Annotated in this window: 13 protein-coding genes and 1 pseudogene; 3 read left to right on the top strand and 11 right to left on the bottom strand. The window is 70.3% G+C overall.

The annotated features are described in order from the left end of the window. Nucleotides 1-164 precede the first annotated feature (164 nt). The 6 genes and pseudogenes from ACFW6P_RS15600 to ACFW6P_RS15575 all read right to left on the bottom strand — a co-directional run bounded on the left by ACFW6P_RS15600 (nucleotide 165) and on the right by ACFW6P_RS15575 (nucleotide 4,787). On the bottom strand, nucleotides 165-674 hold the full coding sequence (locus tag ACFW6P_RS15600; protein WP_386346957.1) for a glutathione peroxidase: 510 nt from the start codon (nucleotides 672-674) through the stop codon (nucleotides 165-167). 205 nt (nucleotides 675-879) lie between these two features. After that, a pseudogene (locus ACFW6P_RS15595) lies at nucleotides 880-1,557 on the bottom strand (hypothetical protein); the annotation flags it as partial. 338 nt (nucleotides 1,558-1,895) lie between these two features. Further along, entirely contained in the window at nucleotides 1,896-2,318 is a 423-nt protein-coding gene (locus ACFW6P_RS15590) for a hypothetical protein (RefSeq protein ID WP_386423895.1), read from the bottom strand. Between the two features lie 35 nt (nucleotides 2,319-2,353). Further along, nucleotides 2,354-3,940: a serine/threonine-protein kinase gene (locus tag ACFW6P_RS15585; protein ID WP_386423894.1), complete on the bottom strand. Its 1,587-nt coding sequence runs from the start codon at nucleotides 3,938-3,940 to the stop codon at nucleotides 2,354-2,356. A gap of 272 nt (nucleotides 3,941-4,212) precedes the next feature. Beyond that, nucleotides 4,213-4,476: a hypothetical protein gene (locus ACFW6P_RS15580; RefSeq protein ID WP_386346951.1), complete on the bottom strand. Its 264-nt coding sequence runs from the start codon at nucleotides 4,474-4,476 to the stop codon at nucleotides 4,213-4,215. Beyond that, entirely contained in the window at nucleotides 4,473-4,787 is a 315-nt protein-coding gene (locus ACFW6P_RS15575) for a hypothetical protein (protein ID WP_386423892.1), read from the bottom strand. Before ACFW6P_RS15575 ends, ACFW6P_RS15580 begins: the two co-directional genes overlap by 4 nt. Nucleotides 4,788-4,934: 147 nt before the next feature. Here ACFW6P_RS15575 and ACFW6P_RS15570 point away from each other — a divergent pair, with 147 nt between their 5' ends. Further along, on the top strand, nucleotides 4,935-5,198 hold the full coding sequence (locus tag ACFW6P_RS15570; protein ID WP_381039247.1) for a GntR family transcriptional regulator: 264 nt from the start codon (nucleotides 4,935-4,937) through the stop codon (nucleotides 5,196-5,198). A 101-nt stretch (nucleotides 5,199-5,299) separates the two neighbouring features. Here ACFW6P_RS15570 and ACFW6P_RS15565 read toward each other — a convergent pair whose 3' ends face one another. From ACFW6P_RS15565 to ACFW6P_RS15545, 5 genes are all read right to left on the bottom strand, one after another. Beyond that, nucleotides 5,300-5,968, bottom strand: coding sequence for an EcsC family protein (locus ACFW6P_RS15565; protein WP_386423891.1), 669 nt, complete (start codon nucleotides 5,966-5,968; stop codon nucleotides 5,300-5,302). A 111-nt stretch (nucleotides 5,969-6,079) separates the two neighbouring features. Next, nucleotides 6,080-9,277, bottom strand: a complete 3,198-nt coding sequence (locus ACFW6P_RS15560) for a type I restriction endonuclease subunit R (RefSeq protein WP_386423890.1) — start codon at nucleotides 9,275-9,277, stop codon at nucleotides 6,080-6,082. A gap of 2 nt (nucleotides 9,278-9,279) precedes the next feature. Beyond that, entirely contained in the window at nucleotides 9,280-10,536 is a 1,257-nt protein-coding gene (locus ACFW6P_RS15555) for a hypothetical protein (RefSeq protein WP_386423888.1), read from the bottom strand. After that, nucleotides 10,533-12,542, bottom strand: a complete 2,010-nt coding sequence (locus tag ACFW6P_RS15550) for an N-6 DNA methylase (RefSeq protein ID WP_386423887.1) — start codon at nucleotides 12,540-12,542, stop codon at nucleotides 10,533-10,535. The genes ACFW6P_RS15555 and ACFW6P_RS15550 overlap by 4 nt, the downstream gene beginning before the upstream one ends. Nucleotides 12,543-12,632: 90 nt before the next feature. Continuing rightward, nucleotides 12,633-14,855, bottom strand: coding sequence for an N-6 DNA methylase (locus tag ACFW6P_RS15545; protein ID WP_386423886.1), 2,223 nt, complete (start codon nucleotides 14,853-14,855; stop codon nucleotides 12,633-12,635). A gap of 344 nt (nucleotides 14,856-15,199) precedes the next feature. On the opposite strand from ACFW6P_RS15545, the gene ACFW6P_RS15540 reads away from it, so the two are divergent. Both ACFW6P_RS15540 and ACFW6P_RS15535 read left to right on the top strand, forming a co-directional pair. After that, nucleotides 15,200-16,438 carry an AAA family ATPase gene (locus ACFW6P_RS15540; protein WP_386423885.1) on the top strand — a complete coding sequence of 413 codons (1,239 nt, stop codon included), beginning with the start codon at nucleotides 15,200-15,202 and terminating at the stop codon, nucleotides 16,436-16,438. Continuing rightward, on the top strand, nucleotides 16,438-16,806 hold the full coding sequence (locus ACFW6P_RS15535; protein WP_386423883.1) for a hypothetical protein: 369 nt from the start codon (nucleotides 16,438-16,440) through the stop codon (nucleotides 16,804-16,806). Before ACFW6P_RS15540 ends, ACFW6P_RS15535 begins: the two co-directional genes overlap by 1 nt. Nucleotides 16,807-16,841: the final 35 nt, after the last annotated feature.

Raw genomic sequence — 16,841 nt, 5'->3', positions numbered from 1 at the left:
CTCGGGCACCGCCCGGGGGTGGGGGGACCCCCGCCGGTTTAGGTCGGCCGTGCGGCCCTACCCACAACGCCCCCCCCGCCAACCCCCCGCGGGCGGGGGCCCCCCCCCCCCCACGACGAGGACGCTCGGGCCTGACCCGGGGGGCAGGGTCAAGCGGCCGGGCCTCAGCCCAGCCGGGCCTCGATCGCGGTCAGGATCTCCGGGGACTCCGGCTCGGTCTGCGGGGAGAAGCGGGCCACGACCGCGCCGTCCCGGCCGATCAGGAACTTCTCGAAGTTCCAGCGGACGTCGCCGCTGTGCCCCTCGTCGTCGGCGAAGCCGGTCAGACGCTCGTACAGCGGGTGCCGCCCCTCGCCGTTGACCTCCACCTTCTCCGTCATCGGAAACGTCACGCCGTACGTCGCCGAACAGAACTCGGCGATCTCCTCGGCACTGCCCGGCTCCTGGCCGAGGAACTGGTTGCAGGGCACGCCGAGCACGGTGAAGCCGCGCTCGGCGTACCGCTCGTGGAGCTTCTCCAGGCCGGAGTACTGCGGGGTCAGGCCGCACTTGGAGGCGACGTTCACCACGAGCACCACCCGACCCGCGTACTGGGACAGATCGGCGGAGCCGCCGTGGAGGGAGCCGATCTCGACGTCGAGGGGAGAGGAACCGGTGTTCTCTGCAGTGGTCATGAGGCGGATGTTAGCCGCGGTGGGTGTGCTCCGGTTCGCTGTCCTCCGGGTCGCTGTGCTCGGGTTCGCTGTGCTCGGGTTCGCTGTGCTCGGATTCGTTGTCCGCCGGGTCGCTGTGCTCGGATTCGTTGTCCTCCGGGTCGATGTGCTCGGATTCGTTGTCCTCCGGGTCGATGTCCTCGGGTTCGCTGTCCTCCGGGTCGCTCTCCTCCGGGGGCCCGCCCTCGATGAGGCGCTCGGCGATGTCGTCGGCCCACTCCTGCGCCCAGCGGCGCAGCCCTGCGACGTCCTCGGCGTCCAGCCCCTGGGAGGTGAACGCCCGGTCGTCGAGCCAGTCCGTACCGGTCAGCCGGGCCTGGAGGTCGGTGAGGTCGAAGGTGTCCTGCGCGTGGCGGCGGCCGAGCTCCTCCAGTTCTGGGTGGCTCCAGCGGGCCGAGACGGCGTGCACGTCGACCAGGTCGTGGGCGAGTCCGCGATCGGCCAGGTCCCGTACGCGGGTGCCGACGAGATCGTCGAGGGACAGCGCCGGACCGAGCCCCGTCAGCACCGGCGGCCGCCACAGCACCTCCTTGCGGATCCCGACCGCGCACTCCTCGCCGGTCGCCGCGTCCGTGACGAGGAACTGGGCGGACAGCGGCTCCGTCTGGAGCGTCTGCACGAGCCAGCCCCGCGCCACCAGCCCCCTCCGGACGGTACCGGCGATGTCGTCCATCCCGGCGGGCTGCTCGGTGGCGACGTCCACGTCCCGCCCGCACCGCTCCACCAGCCCGTGCCCCAGCACCGCCCAGCCACCGGCGAGCACGAGGGAGTGGGCCTCACCCACCGCGAGCAGATCCCTCAGCAGCCGCAGACAGGGCTCGGGGACGGGGAGGGGGACGGCCATGTCCCGATTATCGCCGGGACGCGGCGAAGGACTGAGCCCCTCGACCCGGACGAGTGACGTCTCGCCTCCCGCTGGAGAGCCACGGCTCGCGCCCGCCACCGCGGTACGTCACCCGCCTACCGCGGCACCACCGGAAGGGACCGGCACCCCGGACCCGGAATGCCACGCGGGGCACGCGTCCAGTGCCCCACTCCTTTCACGGACGTGGGAGAGCCGGGCCTCGCTCGGGTCACCGTCGGGGGAGAGCCGCGCCCCGGTCACGTCGCGCCGTACGCCTCCCCTCCACGACAGACGTGGCCGCGCCGACGAGCAACCGGTCCGGAGGCGAGGCACGGCCCCTACACCCCGCGGGAGTCGAGCACGCCCGAACCACCACCGCCGACCTCCCCGCCCGCCCGCCGCCCGTGCCACGCCAGCCACACACCCCACGCGACGGACCACAGCACTATCCCGGCCGCGATCGGCGTACCGAGGATGATCACCAGCCCGGCGCCGATGTTGGCCCCGACAGTCCCCGCGGTCACGATCCGCCACCCCACCCCGGCCATGAGCCCGAGGACCACCAGCGGTCCGAGCACCCCCCACCACCGCTGGTCCCACGTCCTACGCAGCGCACCACGCACCAGGACCGCGGCACCGACACCCGCCAGCACCACCGCCGGCCCCCCGACGACCGCGGCCGTCCCGTCCCCGATGTCCCAGGGCCGCACGGCGTGGTCGAGCTCCCCCGGCGGCAGCCCTTCGTAGTCCTGCCGCCCCATCAGCCCCGGCCGATTCCGCTTCTGGAGAAGGTGGGTCAGGAAGGCGGACCGTCGAGGCCGAGGCGGATCACGGCGAGTGCCTCGGCGATCTCGGTGGTCAGCTCGTCGTCGGGGCCGAACACCATGCACATGTCCTGGTGGAGTGGTTCGAGGACCTGCCGGGCTTCGGCGGTCCGGCCCTGGGCCAGCAGCAGCATCCCGATGTTGTGCCGCAGCTCCACGGCTTCCTCGCTCACGTCGCTGTCGACGGCCCGCACGACGTTCAGCACGCCCTGGAGCGCGGCGAGCGCGTCGGTGACCTGGCCGAGTTCGGCGCGGCAGCGGGCCGCCTGGGCGCGGCAGGCGCGGGCCTGCTCGCCGGTGGGCCCGGCGATACGGGCGTAGGCGTCGGCGAGGGCGTCGAACTCGGGCAGGGCGGCCCGGTAGTCGCCGCCGAGGAGGCGGATCGCCGCCCGCTGGCGGCGCAGCGCCAGGACCTGCCTGCTCTCGGAGCCGAGCGCGAGGGCGGCGGGTTCGACGACCTCGCCGAGCACCTCGGCGGCCTGCGCGAACCGCTGCTCCTCCAGCAGGGCGTCGGAATGCGCGTACGCCTCCTTGATGTCCTCTCGCAGCCGGGCGGGGACGGGTACCGGCGGGGCCCCCGGGAGGACGGCCGTCGGCGCCGGACCATCGGGCGCCGGGGCCTGGGCGCGGGCACGCGGCGCGAAGGGGCGACGGAACACGCCGGTCGGGTCGGGCGCGCCGGCCGGCCCGGCGTCCGCCGTGCCGGGCTCCCGGCCTGGCGGCGGGAGGAACGGCAGCAGCCGCGCGTACACCTCCTGCGTGTCGGCGGGCCGCGCCTCGGGCGCCTTGCGCAGCAGGTGCAGGACCAGCTCCTCCAGCGCCTCGGGGACGTCGGGCCGTAACTGCCGCAGCGGGGTGGGGGCGGCGTTGACGTGCTGGTACATCAGCAGGTACTCGCTCTCCGCCTCGAACACGAGGCGCCCGCTGAGGAGTTCGTGCAGTACACAGCCGAGCGCGTACAGGTCCGTCTGCGGGGTGATGCGTCCGCCGCGGACCTGCTCGGGCGACATGTACTGGTGGGTGCCGATGGGGCTGCCGGTCGCGGTCAGCTTGGTGACGTCGGTCCGCAGCATCGCCGCGATACCGAAGTCGAGGACCTTCACCGTGCCGTCGCGGGCGACGAGGATGTTGCCCGGCTTGAGGTCCCGGTGGATCACCGGCACGTCGTGCGCGTACGACAGCACGGTCGCGACCTGCGCGGCGACGGCGGCCGCCCAGCTGACCGGCAGCGGCCGGCCGGGGCTGAGGCAGGCGGACAGCGGTACGCCGTCGACGAGTTCCATCACCAGGAACAGCCGCTCGTACGACGCGTCGAGCACCGCGTCGTACACCTGCGGCACCCCGGGGTGCTGGATGCGTGCGGTGATGCGGGCCTCGCGACGGAAGCGCCTGGCGAACTCCTCGGCCAGCTGCGGGGAGGTGACCGACGCCTGCCGGATGAGCTTCACGGCGACGGGCCGGTCGAGGACGGCGTCGTAGCCGCGCCACACGTCGCCCATGCCGCCGTGGCTGAGCTCCTCCAGGAGTTCGTAACGGTCGGAAATCGCCTCCTGCGGCACCTTGCCCCCGGTGTGCGTGATGAACAGTCACGGTCAGGGGCCAAGTGTGACCGCTGCGTCAGGACGCCGTCCAGCGGTCGCGGTGCGACAGGGGCAGGGCAACTGCTCGCCGTGCGACAACAAGGTCCCCGACAGCCACTGAATGGCCCCTACGCTGGGTGACGACCGGATACGGACCTGAGGTCAAGGAGCAGCGGCGGATGCGGGTCGGTGGCGCCCAGGGACGAACCGTCCGGGCGCCACCGGCCTCAAGGTGGAATACCTCTACGTCGTCACTCCCGGTCGGCCGCCATGATGCCGACGCATTCTTCGAGCGCGGCGTGCAACGGCGATACGAAGGCGGCGAGTTCGGCGTCCGACGCCTTCCCCACCTCCAGCACTGCGCCGACGACCGTCACCAGGACTGCGGCGGCCCTCAGGGCCTGTGCGTCGGCCAGCTCCTCAAGACGGCCGCCGGGGTCCGTGACCGCCAGGGCCTCCTTGCCGGTGTCCGGGTCGAGGCCGAGACTGCGCAGACGCGGCGTACTCGTGCTCATGCGGCGACCTCCCACGGAACCGGAACGTCGTCCTGCCCCAGCGTCGCCAGGACCGCCGCCCGGCGCCGCTCCCGCTGAAGGCGGCGCCGGTCGTGTTCGTCCCGCTCGCGTTCCCATTCGACGACGTACGGCCGGACCAGGGGCATGCCGTCGGCGGTGATGACGTCCGCCAGGTGCGGACACGTGATCACGGGCGGGGACTCCGGAGCGGGCGGACAGGAGATGCGGCGCAGTGGTGGCGGCGCTGCGGCGCGATGGGCACCCCGGGCAGGCAGGAACAGGGCCAGAATCGCGGCCAGTAGGCTGCGCATAGGTCGACTCCTTGTCAGTCGGCTGAGGCCCCGGTAGGGAGGTAGCCGCTTCCCGCCGGGGCCGCTCTGTGTCGCGAACTACAATAGCGTGGATAACCGCAGATAACTGCGGATGCGCGGAATGCCGTGGTCACCCACGCTGACGGCATGGAGCTTGACCGCACACGCCCCCTGTGGCGGCAGATCGCAGCGGAGATCATCCGGCGCATCAAGGACGGCACGTATCCGCCGGGTAGCCGCGTGCCCTCCACTCTGGAGATCGCCCAGGAGTTCGGAGTGGTGAATGCGACAGCGGCGAAGGCGATGCGGCATGTACGGGAGCAGGGGTGGACGCGGGGCGAGGTCGGGCTGGGGACTTTCGTCGCCGACCCCCTGCCGCCCTCCCCTGAAACCCCCGCCCCCTCCGCATAGCCGAACTCGGTCGCGTTCAGTTGCCCGGTATGGCTTTCGGCGGCCACACGTGGGCGCCGTTCTCCATCTGGGTCTGCGGTCACGGACCTGATGCGGCGCCGCTACGTCACATCCTTGGCCAGGACGGCGACGGCAACCCTGCCCACCACCCTCGTCAGTACGTAGTTGGTCGAGCTGCTGAAAGCGACACCCACGCCGGCCGGAATCGCCTTGGCCATCGCCTTCTGGGTGAAGGTGATGGACACCCGCTTGAACAACTGCTTGATCGTGACCAGGGCGGGCCCCGTGAGGTACTGGTAGACCAGCTTCTGGGCGATCTTCTGCACCGCTGCCTTGCCGCCCTTCGCCGCCATCTGTTCCGCCGAACCCGCCAGGGCGATGGTGAAGGCGAGGTGCTTCTTGTCCTCGGTGCTCAGCTCGGTCTCGAACACCTCGACCAGGCACATGCACATGTCGACCTGGAGCTTGAGCGCCACGGCCACGTCGGTGGCACCACCGCCCAGGATCGCGACCGCGGTCCCGACCCCCGGAATCACGCCAGGGGCGGCGGTGACGGCTCCAGCGGCCGCCGACATCTTGGAGTACCGGCCTATGACCTTGGCCGCGATCCGCCGCTTGTCCTCCAGGCTCTCGGGCTTCCGCTCGTTCTTGTCCTCGAAGGACGCACGGTAACCGTCCACGACCTTGGCGGCCGCTGCCGGTGTCATGACGATCGTCTCGACGGCCTTCTGAAGCCGAGATCCCTCGGGCTCGTCCACCGCGTTGTTCATTTACCCCTCCCCATTTGTTGCACCTCATGGCGAGGGCAACCCGTACTTCCGGCTGTACCGGTGACGTTCTCGAAGGACGCCCCGGCCGGCCGCCCGGCCGGGGCGTACGCGTCAGATGTCGTCGTCCAGCCCCTCCTCGCGGCGGATCATCCGCCAGGCCGCCTTGCGGGCGCTGCGGTCCAGGCTTGACTTGAAGCCCTTGTCGGGGCCGAAGTACTGGCGGCCCATGCCCGCGATGGTGTCGATGTGGTCGGCCATCTTGTCCGCGAAGACGTTGTCGAAGACGAGGCCGAAGTTCTCCTCGTCGTTGACGACGGCAGCCGCCCGCACCTTCGGGTCGGCCTTGGCCTCCTCGAACGGGCGGATGACGTCCTGCTCGGTGAACTCGGTGCCGAACCGTTCGTTGAACTTCTCGATCAACTCGGAGAGCAGCGACTTCTCCGCCTCCTTCGCGCCGCCCGAGCCGTCGCCGAAGCCCGGCATCGTCGCCGGCCCCTCGGGGGTGAGGGAGACGTCGTACTCGCCGGTCTTCTCCACCCGCAGATGGCTGAGGTCGACCTCGCCTATGTCCACGCCGCCGTCCGCGCGGCGCGGCAGCCGGTTGAGGAGGTGGCGGCCGTAGAGGTGCAGCCGCTCCAGCTCGGCGTCCCGGTAGGGGACGATCTGCGCGAGGAAGCCGTACTTCCTGACGTAGTCGTTGAGGTCGGCGCGGAAGCCCTCCGCCGTCTCCTGGTCGTCCTCGTCGTCGCTGTCCTGCAGGGCGGTGAAGCGGGCGACGGCGGGGGAGAGCAGCCGGTACAGCTCGGCGTGCAGCTTCTCCCACGTGGACTGCGAGCCCGCCGCCTTCTCCTTGGCGGCGAAGTACGCGGCGGCGAACTCGTCCATCTCCTGCCCGGACAGGATCGCCGCCTGCATGACCCGGCTCTGCGCGGTGTAGAGCAGGTTGGGGTCGGAGGGGAGGGTGTTCGCCTCCTCGAAGTACGGGCGGAAGGACTCCTGTATGTCCTCGGCGTCGTTGACGAAGTCGAGGACCGCCAGGTCGGCCTGGGTCTTGCGCTCAGCGGTCCGGTTCAGCCGGGACAGGGTCTGGACGGCGGAGATGCCGGTCAGTGACTTGTTGACGTACATCGTCGTGAGGAGCGGCTGGTCGAAGCCGGTCTGGTACTTCTCCGCCACGACCAGGATCTTGTACTCGCGCTGGCCCGGACCACCGGCTCGGACGGCCTTGTCGTCGGCGCGCGTGTACGCGAACGCCTTCGGCAGCGCGCTCTCCGACAGCCCGCCGTTCTCCTTCGGCTCGGTGGTCTCCTTGCCGTCGACGGTGAGCGATCCGGAGAAGGCGACGAGGACCCCCAGGTCGGGGTACTTTGTGTCGTAGTCCCGGTCCTTGATGTAGCTCTCGATCGCGCGCGCCATCTGCACGGCGGACTGCCGCGAGGCCGTCACCACCATCGACTTGGCCCGTCCACCGAGACGGCCCCGGCTGTGCGCCACGAAGTGCTCCACGATCACCTGGGCGTGCTGGGCGACCGTCGAGTCATGGGTCAGCGCGTACCGGGCGAGCAGGCCGTTCGCCTTCGACGGGTCGACCTCCCGCTCGTCGGGGTTCTGGTTCACCAGCTTCCAGTACGTGTTGTACGTGACGTAGTTGCGCAGCGGGTCGAGGATGAAGCCCTCCTCGATCGCCTGCCGCATGGAGTACGTGTGGAAGGGCCGGTAGGTCGCCTTGCCGTCGATGTCCTGGAGCGTGCCGAAGAGTTCGAGGGTCTTGGCCTTCGGCGTGGCGGTGAACGCGAAGTAGGAGAGGTTCGCGGCGCGGGAGCGGTCCTCGGCGCGCTTCCTGAGCTGCTTCCGCAGCACGGCGGCCGGGACCTCCACCTCGGTCGCGCCCGTGTCGTCCGAGTCGGAGTCCAGGCCGAGGTCGCGCAGAGCGGCCCGCACGTCCGTCGCGGCATCGCCGGCCTGCGACGAGTGTGCCTCGTCCACGATGATCGCGAAGTGGCTGCCCCGCAGCTCGGTCGGGTTGCGCAGCAGATAGTCCAGCAACGCGGGGAACGAATGCAGAGTGACAGTGATGATCTTCCCGGTGTCGCGGGAGAGGGCCTTGGCTAGCTGTTCGCCCTTCGCCCCGTGCTTCTCGTCGATCTTCACGACGAGGCCCGCGGTCTGCTCGAAACTGCCGACCGTTTCCCGGAGTTGGGCGTCCAGGTTACGGCGGTCGGTGATGACGACGACCTTGTCGAAGACCGGCACGCCCGCCTTGAGGCCCTTGGCGATGGCCTCGGGGTCGAGTTCGCGGGGATCGGTGGGGGTGTGCAGGTCGCTGAGGCGGTGCGCGAGCCAGCCGATGGTGTTCGACTTGCCCGAGCCGGCCGACGCCATGACCAGGTAGTCGTGCCCGGCGCCGTGGGTGGCGGCGTGCGCGGTGAGCTTCTTGACCACGTCCCACTGGTGGAACCTGGGGAAGATCATCGTCTTGGTGGTGCCGCCGCCCGGCGTCTTGCTCTTGTGCAGGTGCACGAACCGTTGGAGCAGGTCCAGCCAGTTGTCCGGCTGCCAGACCTGCTCCCAGAGGTAGGAGGTCGCGTACGTGCCGTAGGCGGTCGGGGCCGGGTTGCCCGCGCCGCCCGGCTGACCGGGGCCGTTGGAGCCGGTGTTGAAGGGGAGGAAGCGGGTGTTCTTGCCCTTGAGCTGGGTGGCGACGAAGACCAGGTCCGGGTCGACGGCGAAGTTCGCGACGACTCGGCGCGTGAAGATCAGCTCGGTGGGGTCCCGGTCGGTTCGGTACTGCTCCTTGGCCTGCTCCACCCCTTGCTTGGTGAGCGGGTTCTTCAACTCGGCCGTGGCGACGGGGATTCCGTTGAGGAAGAGGGCGAGGTCGAGCCGGTTGCCCCAGTCGGCCTGCTTCGTCGCGTACTCGAGTTCGCGGACGACGGTGAGGCGGTTGGCCCGGTAGCCGTCCAGCACGGAGTCGTGTGCGACGAGGTTCGGCTTGAAGTAGGCGACGCGGAGCAGGACGCCCCGGTCCTTGACGCCGTTACGGAGGACGTCGAGGAGCCCGTTGGTGGCGATGGCCTGGGCGAGGCGAGTCGCGAACCCGCGCTGCGCCTCGTTCGGGTCGTCGCCGTAGACGGTGAGCAGCTCGTTCCACTCGTCGGGCTGGGTTGCCCCGATGAAGGTGAACAACTCGTTGGTGTCCAGGCCGAGATCGGCCTGGTAGTCCTGCGGGCGCGCTTCGCGCCAGCCGCGCTCGACCATGGCGGCCACGATGGCCTCACCGAAGGCGGACTCCGTGTGGATGGGGCTCATGGCTACGCGGTCACCCCGTCCGTTACGTTGCGCCCGCTGGCGGTGGAGACGTCGAACTGGCCGGTTACGGCGGCGGTGATGAGGGACTGGCGGCGTTCAGATAGCAGCACGAGCTGACGCTTCACCAGTGCCGTTCGGCGTGCTGCCTGCTTCTCGATTTCATCACATGCTGCAGCAATGGAAACCTGGTCTCGGATCTCCGGAATGAGGAGCGGCATGTTCAGAAGGATGGAACTGTTCAGATTGGCCATCGTGCTTCCAATTGCATGCAGTTGGAAGTAGTGACGTACTGCAGGGATGGTCAGGTAGCGGCGGAGGTATCCTGAATGAAATGCATTCTCGCGAAATCGCACACGGAGCGATCCTGTTCCGCATACCCAACCAACCTGTTCGGTTGATACGACGCCCGCACGGCCTAGTTCCCCGCGGCGTCCGAAAACGACATCACCGGCTTGGAGAATGTGCCGTGCCAGCCTTTTGCGAGTCTCGCTACTGACGGTCACATGGCCGTCAGCCACCAGTCCCGATGGCGTGATATTGGCTGGATTGATCACGGGCCATCCGTCGGCAATATAGTCTTCGGCGTGCAACTGGCTCCCGAAGGGGCCAGTCTGGACATCGCAATCGACTGACCGCAGTCTTCCTTCACGCCAGTGAGCAGGAATCTGGCCCAGTGGCGAATACTCGGCCTGTCTAGTTTGGTCGGTCGAGCCCCCTCGAACGGCAGAGTCCACATGGGCGACCGCCCGCTCACTCAGGAGGTCAAGGCTTCGTGAACGAAGCTGCGCCAGCCGGTCGATGCGGGCGGTCTCGGCGTCGAGGAAGTCGGCGATGCGGCGCTGCTCCTCCAACGGCGGCAGCCACGTACGGTAGTCGCCGACGAGTTCCCAGGAGGTGCGCGGCATTTTGGTGCCGTAGGCCGTGGTGCTTGCCCATTCGACCCACGGACTAGAAAGGGTCACATAAAGTAGAAAATTGGCGTCAACCTCCACGCTGGGCCTCAGAACCAACAATTCCCCGGTACCTGTTCCGGTTGCGTGCGGTAGATACGACTTCGCCAGGTACGGGCGCAGCTTGCTAAACAGAACGTCGCCAGACTCGTGACAGATGCTGTCTTCCGCCGCCTTGAGCGGCAGCTCCTTAACCAGCAGTCGGCCAGTCCCGCTTTCGATGTCTTCCAATCCTAGAAAAGGAGTTGAGGCCCCATCGGACTTCTGGACTACGTTGCGTACGACGGACTTGATGCGCACGTGGATCATTCCGTAACCTCCCCCAACAGCGCCTGAATCTCCGCCTCCAGCGACTTCAACTCCGCGTCGATCTCCGCCAGCGGCCTCGGCGGCTTGTACACGTAGAAGTGCCGCGTGAACGGGATCTCGTAGCCGATCTTCGTCCTCGTGTGGTCGATCCACGCGTCCGGCACGTGCGGCAGCACCTCGCGCTTCAGGTACTCCTCGACGTCCTCACCGAGCGGAACGTTCTCGTAGTCCCGCAGGTCCGCATCCGGCTCCGCCGCGCCCTTGACCCTCTGCACCTCGCCCTCCGGGTCCCGGACCCCCACCGCCTCCCGTACCGCCTTCGCGAACGGCGCCCCCGAGGGCCAGGTCAGGCCGGCCGCGACCACGGCGTCCTTGAGCGCGACGAACGCCTCGGACTTGGTCGTCCAGGACGAGCCGAGCAGCGTACGCACCGCCGCGACGAACTCCTCGCTCCGCTCCAGCCTGGCCACCGGCTTGGCCTCCGCCAGCGCCGCCAGCGTCTCGTCCGTGACCTCGAAGCGGAGCTTCAACGGCCGCTCCACGGTGATGCGCTGGTAGCCGAAGTCCTCGTTCCAGAAGACCTTGACCTTGCCGTGCAGCGGGTGCTCCGCGTCCCCCGCGACCTGCAGCGCCTCCGCGTACAGCCGCGTGATGTCCCCGATGTGGTCGGGGCGCCCGTTCGTCCCGTCGCCCAGTTCCTTGCGCTTGTCGCCCAGCGACTTGCGCATCTTCACCCACTGGTCGCGCGCGTCGAGCAGGACGACCTTGCCCTTGTGGTCCTTGTCCTTACGGTTCGTCAGGATCCAGAAGTACGTCGAGATGCCCGTGTTGTAGAAGAGCTGGTCCGGGAGGGCGACGATCGCCTCCAGCCAGTCGTTCTCCAGGATCCAGCGGCGGATGTTGGACTCGCCGGACTCGGCCGCGCCTGTGAACAGAGGGGAGCCGTTGAAGACGATGGCGATGCGGGAGCCGCCCCCGCCGTTCACGTCCACCGGCTTCATCTTCGAGATCATGTGCTGGAGGAACAGCAGCGAGCCGTCGTTGATGCGCGGCAGACCCGCGCCGAAGCGGCCCGCGTCGCCGAGCGACTTGTGCTCGTACTCGACCTCCTCCTTGACCTTCTTCCACTCCACGCCGAACGGCGGGTTTGCGAGGATGTAGTCGAATTTCCGGCGGGCGTGGCCGTCGTCGGAGAAGGAGTTGCCGAAGCGGATGTTCTCCGGGTCCTGGCCCTTGATCATGAGGTCGGACCGGCAGATCGCCCAGGACTCGGGGTTGAGTTCCTGCCCGTAGACCTCGACCGTCGCGTCCGGGTTGAGGGCCTTGATGCGGTCGTCGGCGGCGCTGAGCATGCCGCCCGTGCCGCAGGCCGGGTCCATGACCGTGCGGACGACACCCGGCACGGTGAGGGCGTCCGCGTCGGGGGCCACCAGCAGGTTGACCATCAGCTTGATGACCTCGCGCGGGGTGAAGTGCTCACCCGCGGTCTCGTTCGACTGCTCGGCGAAACGGCGGATCAGCTCCTCGAAGATGTAACCCATGTTGTGGTTGGGCACGACATCGGGGTGCAGGTCGAGGTCGGTGAACCTGCCGATGACCCGGTAGAGCAGGTTCGCGCTGTCGAGCTTCCTGACCTGCTGGTTGAACTCGTACTTGTCGAGGACCTCGCGGGCGTTCTCGGAGAACGCGCCGACGTAGATCTGCAGGTTCTTCGCCGCGTTCTGCGGGTCGGCCGCGATCTTCCGCAGCGTGAGGTCGCTCTTGTTGTAGAAGGAGTGGCCCGAGGCCCTGCGCAGGAAGTGGCCGGTGTCGATGTCCTGGCCCGCGAACCTGGCGACGGTCTCGACGACCTTGTCGCGCGTCGGCTCCAGGACGCACTCCAGGCGGCGCAGCACCGTGAACGGCAGGATGACCTTGCCGTAGTCGGACTGCTTGTAGTCGCCGCGCAGGAGATCGGCGACGGACCAGGCGTGGTTCGCCAACTCCGTGTGCTTACTGCTGTTCAAGAGGTCCCGGCTTCCTTCCGAAGAGCGCCGTCCGGGCGGGGGACGGCAGGGATCCAGTGTGGTCGTGTGCGGGGGGACGCGCGGGGCGTTTCAGACAGAACGGCGGTCCGGGGTGCCCGGCGCGTCCGGGCTCCCCGGGGTGTCCGGCGGCAGGAGGACGCCGGCGGTGAGGCCGGTGGTCAGGGTGGCCGCGGTGTCGGCGGCGAGGTCGGCGGTTCGGCGGACGGCCGCGCGCAGCTCGAACACGCGGCGGAACGCCTCCCCGTAGCGCCGCTGTTCCTCCAGCGGCAGCAGCGGTACGCGCAGGCGGCCCGGTGTGACGTGCACGAGGGTGGAGCCGGTGGACGCGGAGGCGATGTTGTCGCCGGCGCCGAGGAACCCGGCCAGGAACCACGGGTCGAGGCGGGCCGGGTCGGGGCGCAGGAGGTGGACGTGCTGACCGAGCAGGGCTCCGGCGTCCCGGTCGTCCGCGACCCGGGTCATCGCGGACCCGTCGCCGCTGCCCGCGAGGGCGCGGACGAGGACATCCCCGGCGGCGACGGGCTGCGCGGCGTCGGCGTGCAGGTCCAGGGCCCCGCCGGACGGGGCGTTGCCGGTGGAGACGTCCTGGGCGGTGAGGACCGGCCGGTCCACGGCGGGGGCGGCGGAGCCCTTGGAGCCGCGGGTGCCGGGCGGCGCCGCCCGCAGCACGGTCAGGGCCCCGCCGCGCGCCAGGTCGGAGACGGTCGCCGTACGCCACTCGCGGGCCGAGTCCCCGGACGGCTGCCAGCCGCCGGACGCGGAGGCGGATGCCAGGGCGGCGACCTGCTCGGCCAGTTGCCCGTGCAGGTCGTGGACGCGGCGGGCCAGGGCGGCCGGGTCGATGTCGGCCGCGGTCGCCCGGACATGGCGGGCCGGGGTGACGTCGACGACGTCGTCGAGGAGGTCGACGAGCGGCACCGCGCGGGCGAGCCCGGGCTCGTCGGCGTAGGTGTCGGGGGCGGTGGTGAACGCGGCCCACTGGCCGAGGACCCGCTCCGTCAGCCCCGCCCAGTCGAAGGTGGTGGCGGAGGCCGAAGAGGTGGGGGCGGAGGCGGCGGACCGGCGGGAGCGCGAGCCGCCGCGGGAGCCGGCACCCGCCGTCGCCGCACCGATGGCGGGCGGCGGGCCCGTGGCGCCGTCCCGCTGCTCGCCCTCCCCGTCGACGAACAGCACCGTCGTACGGTCCGTGCCGCCCGGCTCGGGGCGTTGGAACACCCAGATCTGCAGGCCGATGTGGAGCGGATACGCGGCACGCGCGGGAAGGGAGACGACGGCGCGCAGGGCCCCGGCGCGGATGAGTTCCGCGCGGACGCGGCGGCCGGAGGAGCGGAAAGCGAGCGCGGGCGGCAACAGCATGACGGCGTGGCCGCCGGGCTCCAGGTGGGCGAGGGCGTGCTGCACCCACGCCAGTTCGGACTCGAAGCGGGGCGGGACCCCGTACGCCCACCTCGGGTCGTAGGCCAGCTCGTCGTGACCCCAGTCGCGGTCGGCGAACGGCGGGTTGCACAGGACGGCGTCCACGGTGACGTCGGGGAAGGCGTCGGCGCGCAGGCTGTCGCCGACGCGGACCGCCGCCTCGGCCTCGGGTGCGGCGATCAGCAGCCGGACCGCGGTGCGTCGGCCCTGGACGGGGAGCGAGTCCTGCCCGAACAGCTCCCGCGCGCCCCGCCGTGCGGCGGCGGCGAGGAGCGTACCGCTGCCGCAGGCGGGGTCGAGGACGCGGGACACGTCGGCGGGCAGGAGCCGTGCCATGAGCCGGGCCAGACCCTCCGGGGTCTGGTAGACGCCGCTGGCGGCGCCCTCGTCCAGTTCGCGTTCGGCGAGGACGTCGAGGGCGGCCTGGGCCCCCGCCTCACGGACGCAGCCCAGCAGCGCGCGGACCGCGCCCGCGTCGTCCGGGCCGTAGTGGACCGGCTCGGCCTCGGGCACGGTGGCCGGGAGCCCACCCGCGGCCTTCTCCGCTCGGGCGAGCAGCTGGTCGTCGGGCCCGGCGGCGAGTTCGGCCAGCTCCTCCTGGGTGCGGCGGGACGCGGCAGCCACCAGGGGGAACAGTCGCGCGGCCACGCCCGAGCCGGGGCCCAGCAGCCGTAGCGCCGTACGCAGTTCCTCGGTCGGGGAGGCGGTGGAGGTGTGCCCGCGCCCCCGCAGCCATGCCCGGACGGCCGGCAGGTCGTAGAGCGGGCTGGCTTCCGTGCCTGCGCTGGGTGCCGGGAAGTCGTCGTGGCGGCGGCGCCAGTTGCTGACGGTGGCGCGTGTGACCCCTGCGATGCGGGAGATCTCGGCGGCTGTCACGTGTGCGGAGGGCGCCGGTCGGGCTGGTGGCTGCTGGGGCATGGCGTGGGGTTCCGCACCTCTCGGGCCAGTCGGACAGGGACGGTTAACACGTTACAACATCCGTCAAGTTCGTCAAGGCGTTTGACGGTGCTTTCACTGCTGTGCTTATCTGGTCACGCTTCCGATTGGAAGCGTGCGCCGTGACTCCGCAACCGCACCATGAAGCGTCCTGGCGCCGTACCGCGCCACGCGTCCGATCTCTCCCGGCCCCTTCCCGTCGCAACGCCGTACCCCGGGGCCGTCCACTCCGCGTCCATTCCGCACCGCAGTCGCCACCCACCGCACACACGGGAGGAACCCGCATGACCGTGACGGAACAGCCCCGGCAGAACCCCCACCACCCCACCGACCCCGCCCGACCGGCCCGGTCCGACCAGCCCGTTCCCGTGGCCGCTCTGGTGGAGGCCCGCCTGGCGGAGGAGGCGCTCAGCGAGCCCGTGAAGGTGCTCCTGAAGGAGGCCCTGGGCGACGGCGAGCCCCGGGGGACCTCCCCTGCCGGCCGGATCCACCTCGAGTCCGTCGCCGTCGCCCGGTTCCGTGGCATCGGACCGCGCGCCTGGCTCAAGCTCAGCCCCAGACCCGGCGTGAACCTGGTCGTGGGGCGCAACGGCTCCGGCAAGTCCAGCATCGCCGAGGGCATCGAGACAGCCTTCACCGGCGTGAACATGCGCTGGCAGGGGCGGCACGCGATGCGCGGCAGCAACTGGCGCAACCTCCACGACACCGACGGCAGGCCGGAGATCGAGGTCAGGCTCGCCGTCGAGGGCGACACCGGCCGCAGCACCCTGACCCGCACCTGGGAGAGCGACGACTTCGACGCCTCCCGGGCCGAGCTCAAGCGACCCGGCCACGGCCGCACCCCCCTCGACCAGGCGGACTGGAAGCAGGCCCTGCGGGACTTCCGGCCCTTCCTGTCGTACGTCGACCTCGACCGCATGATCAGTGGCAGGCCCTCCGAGATGTACGACGCCCTCGCCACCATCCTCGGCCTGGGTCAGCTCAGCGCCGCCGACGGCCGGCTCCGCCAGGAGGCGGCGTTCACCAGCCAGGGTCTGCCCGTGACGGTGTTCGAGGTCGAGCGGGCCACGTCGTCCAGGGTGAAGGTCAAGCCGCTGACCGACCCGGTACGGCAGACACTCGACGACGCGCGGGCCCTCGCCAGTACCGGTGACCTGCCGACGGCGGCACGGACCCACGTGCTGCCCAGCCTGTGCCGTATCGCCCTGGAGAACGCCTTCCTCGAAGCCGCCTGGATCCGGCAGCACCGCTCCGGCGCGCCCGAGGACGAACTGCAGGCCGCCGTCGGCAGCGCCGACAAGCTCATGAAGGTCGCGGCACTGGCCCTGTTCGGCGACGCCGGCCGGACCGGCGACGTCTACCGCGAACTGCACACCCTCTGCGGACCGCGTGCGGTGGACCTCCTCAAGGAGTGCCAGAACGGCTCCCACGCCATGGGAGCGCACACCACCGACCCCCACCGCTTCGTGGACGACATCGAGATCATGGCGCAGAAGGTGCGCAAGCCGGGGGTGACCGCGTGATGAGCACTCCCCCCACCTCGGTCGAGGAGCTCCTGCTGACGGCCGATCAGCTGCTTGCCGCCCGCACGGGCGCCACGGCCGCCGGCCGGCACCGCGGAGCCTCCCTCGCTCTGCGGACCGCCCTGGAGCTCTCCGTCGACCGCGTGCTCGACGCCGCGGTGCCAGGGCTCGCCGACACCACGATGCGGGCCAAGATGCTGTGCCTCCACTGCTACACCACGGCGGAGACCGCTCGCCGCGCCAGCGCCGTCTGGTCGCACCTCTGCCTGGGATGCCACTACCACCAGTACGAGATCGGCCCCACGCACGACCAGGTTCGCGCCTGGCGGACGGAGGTCGGCCAGCTGGTCGGGACGCTGACCGCCTGACTGTTTGTTACCAGCAGGTCTCTGATAGTTATTTC

Origin of the sequence: Streptomyces sp. NPDC058741 (assembly GCF_042746715.1) — a bacterium.
Classification (GTDB): Bacteria; Actinomycetota; Actinomycetes; order Streptomycetales; family Streptomycetaceae; genus Streptomyces.
This window is presented reverse-complemented; position numbering and strand designations above follow the sequence as displayed.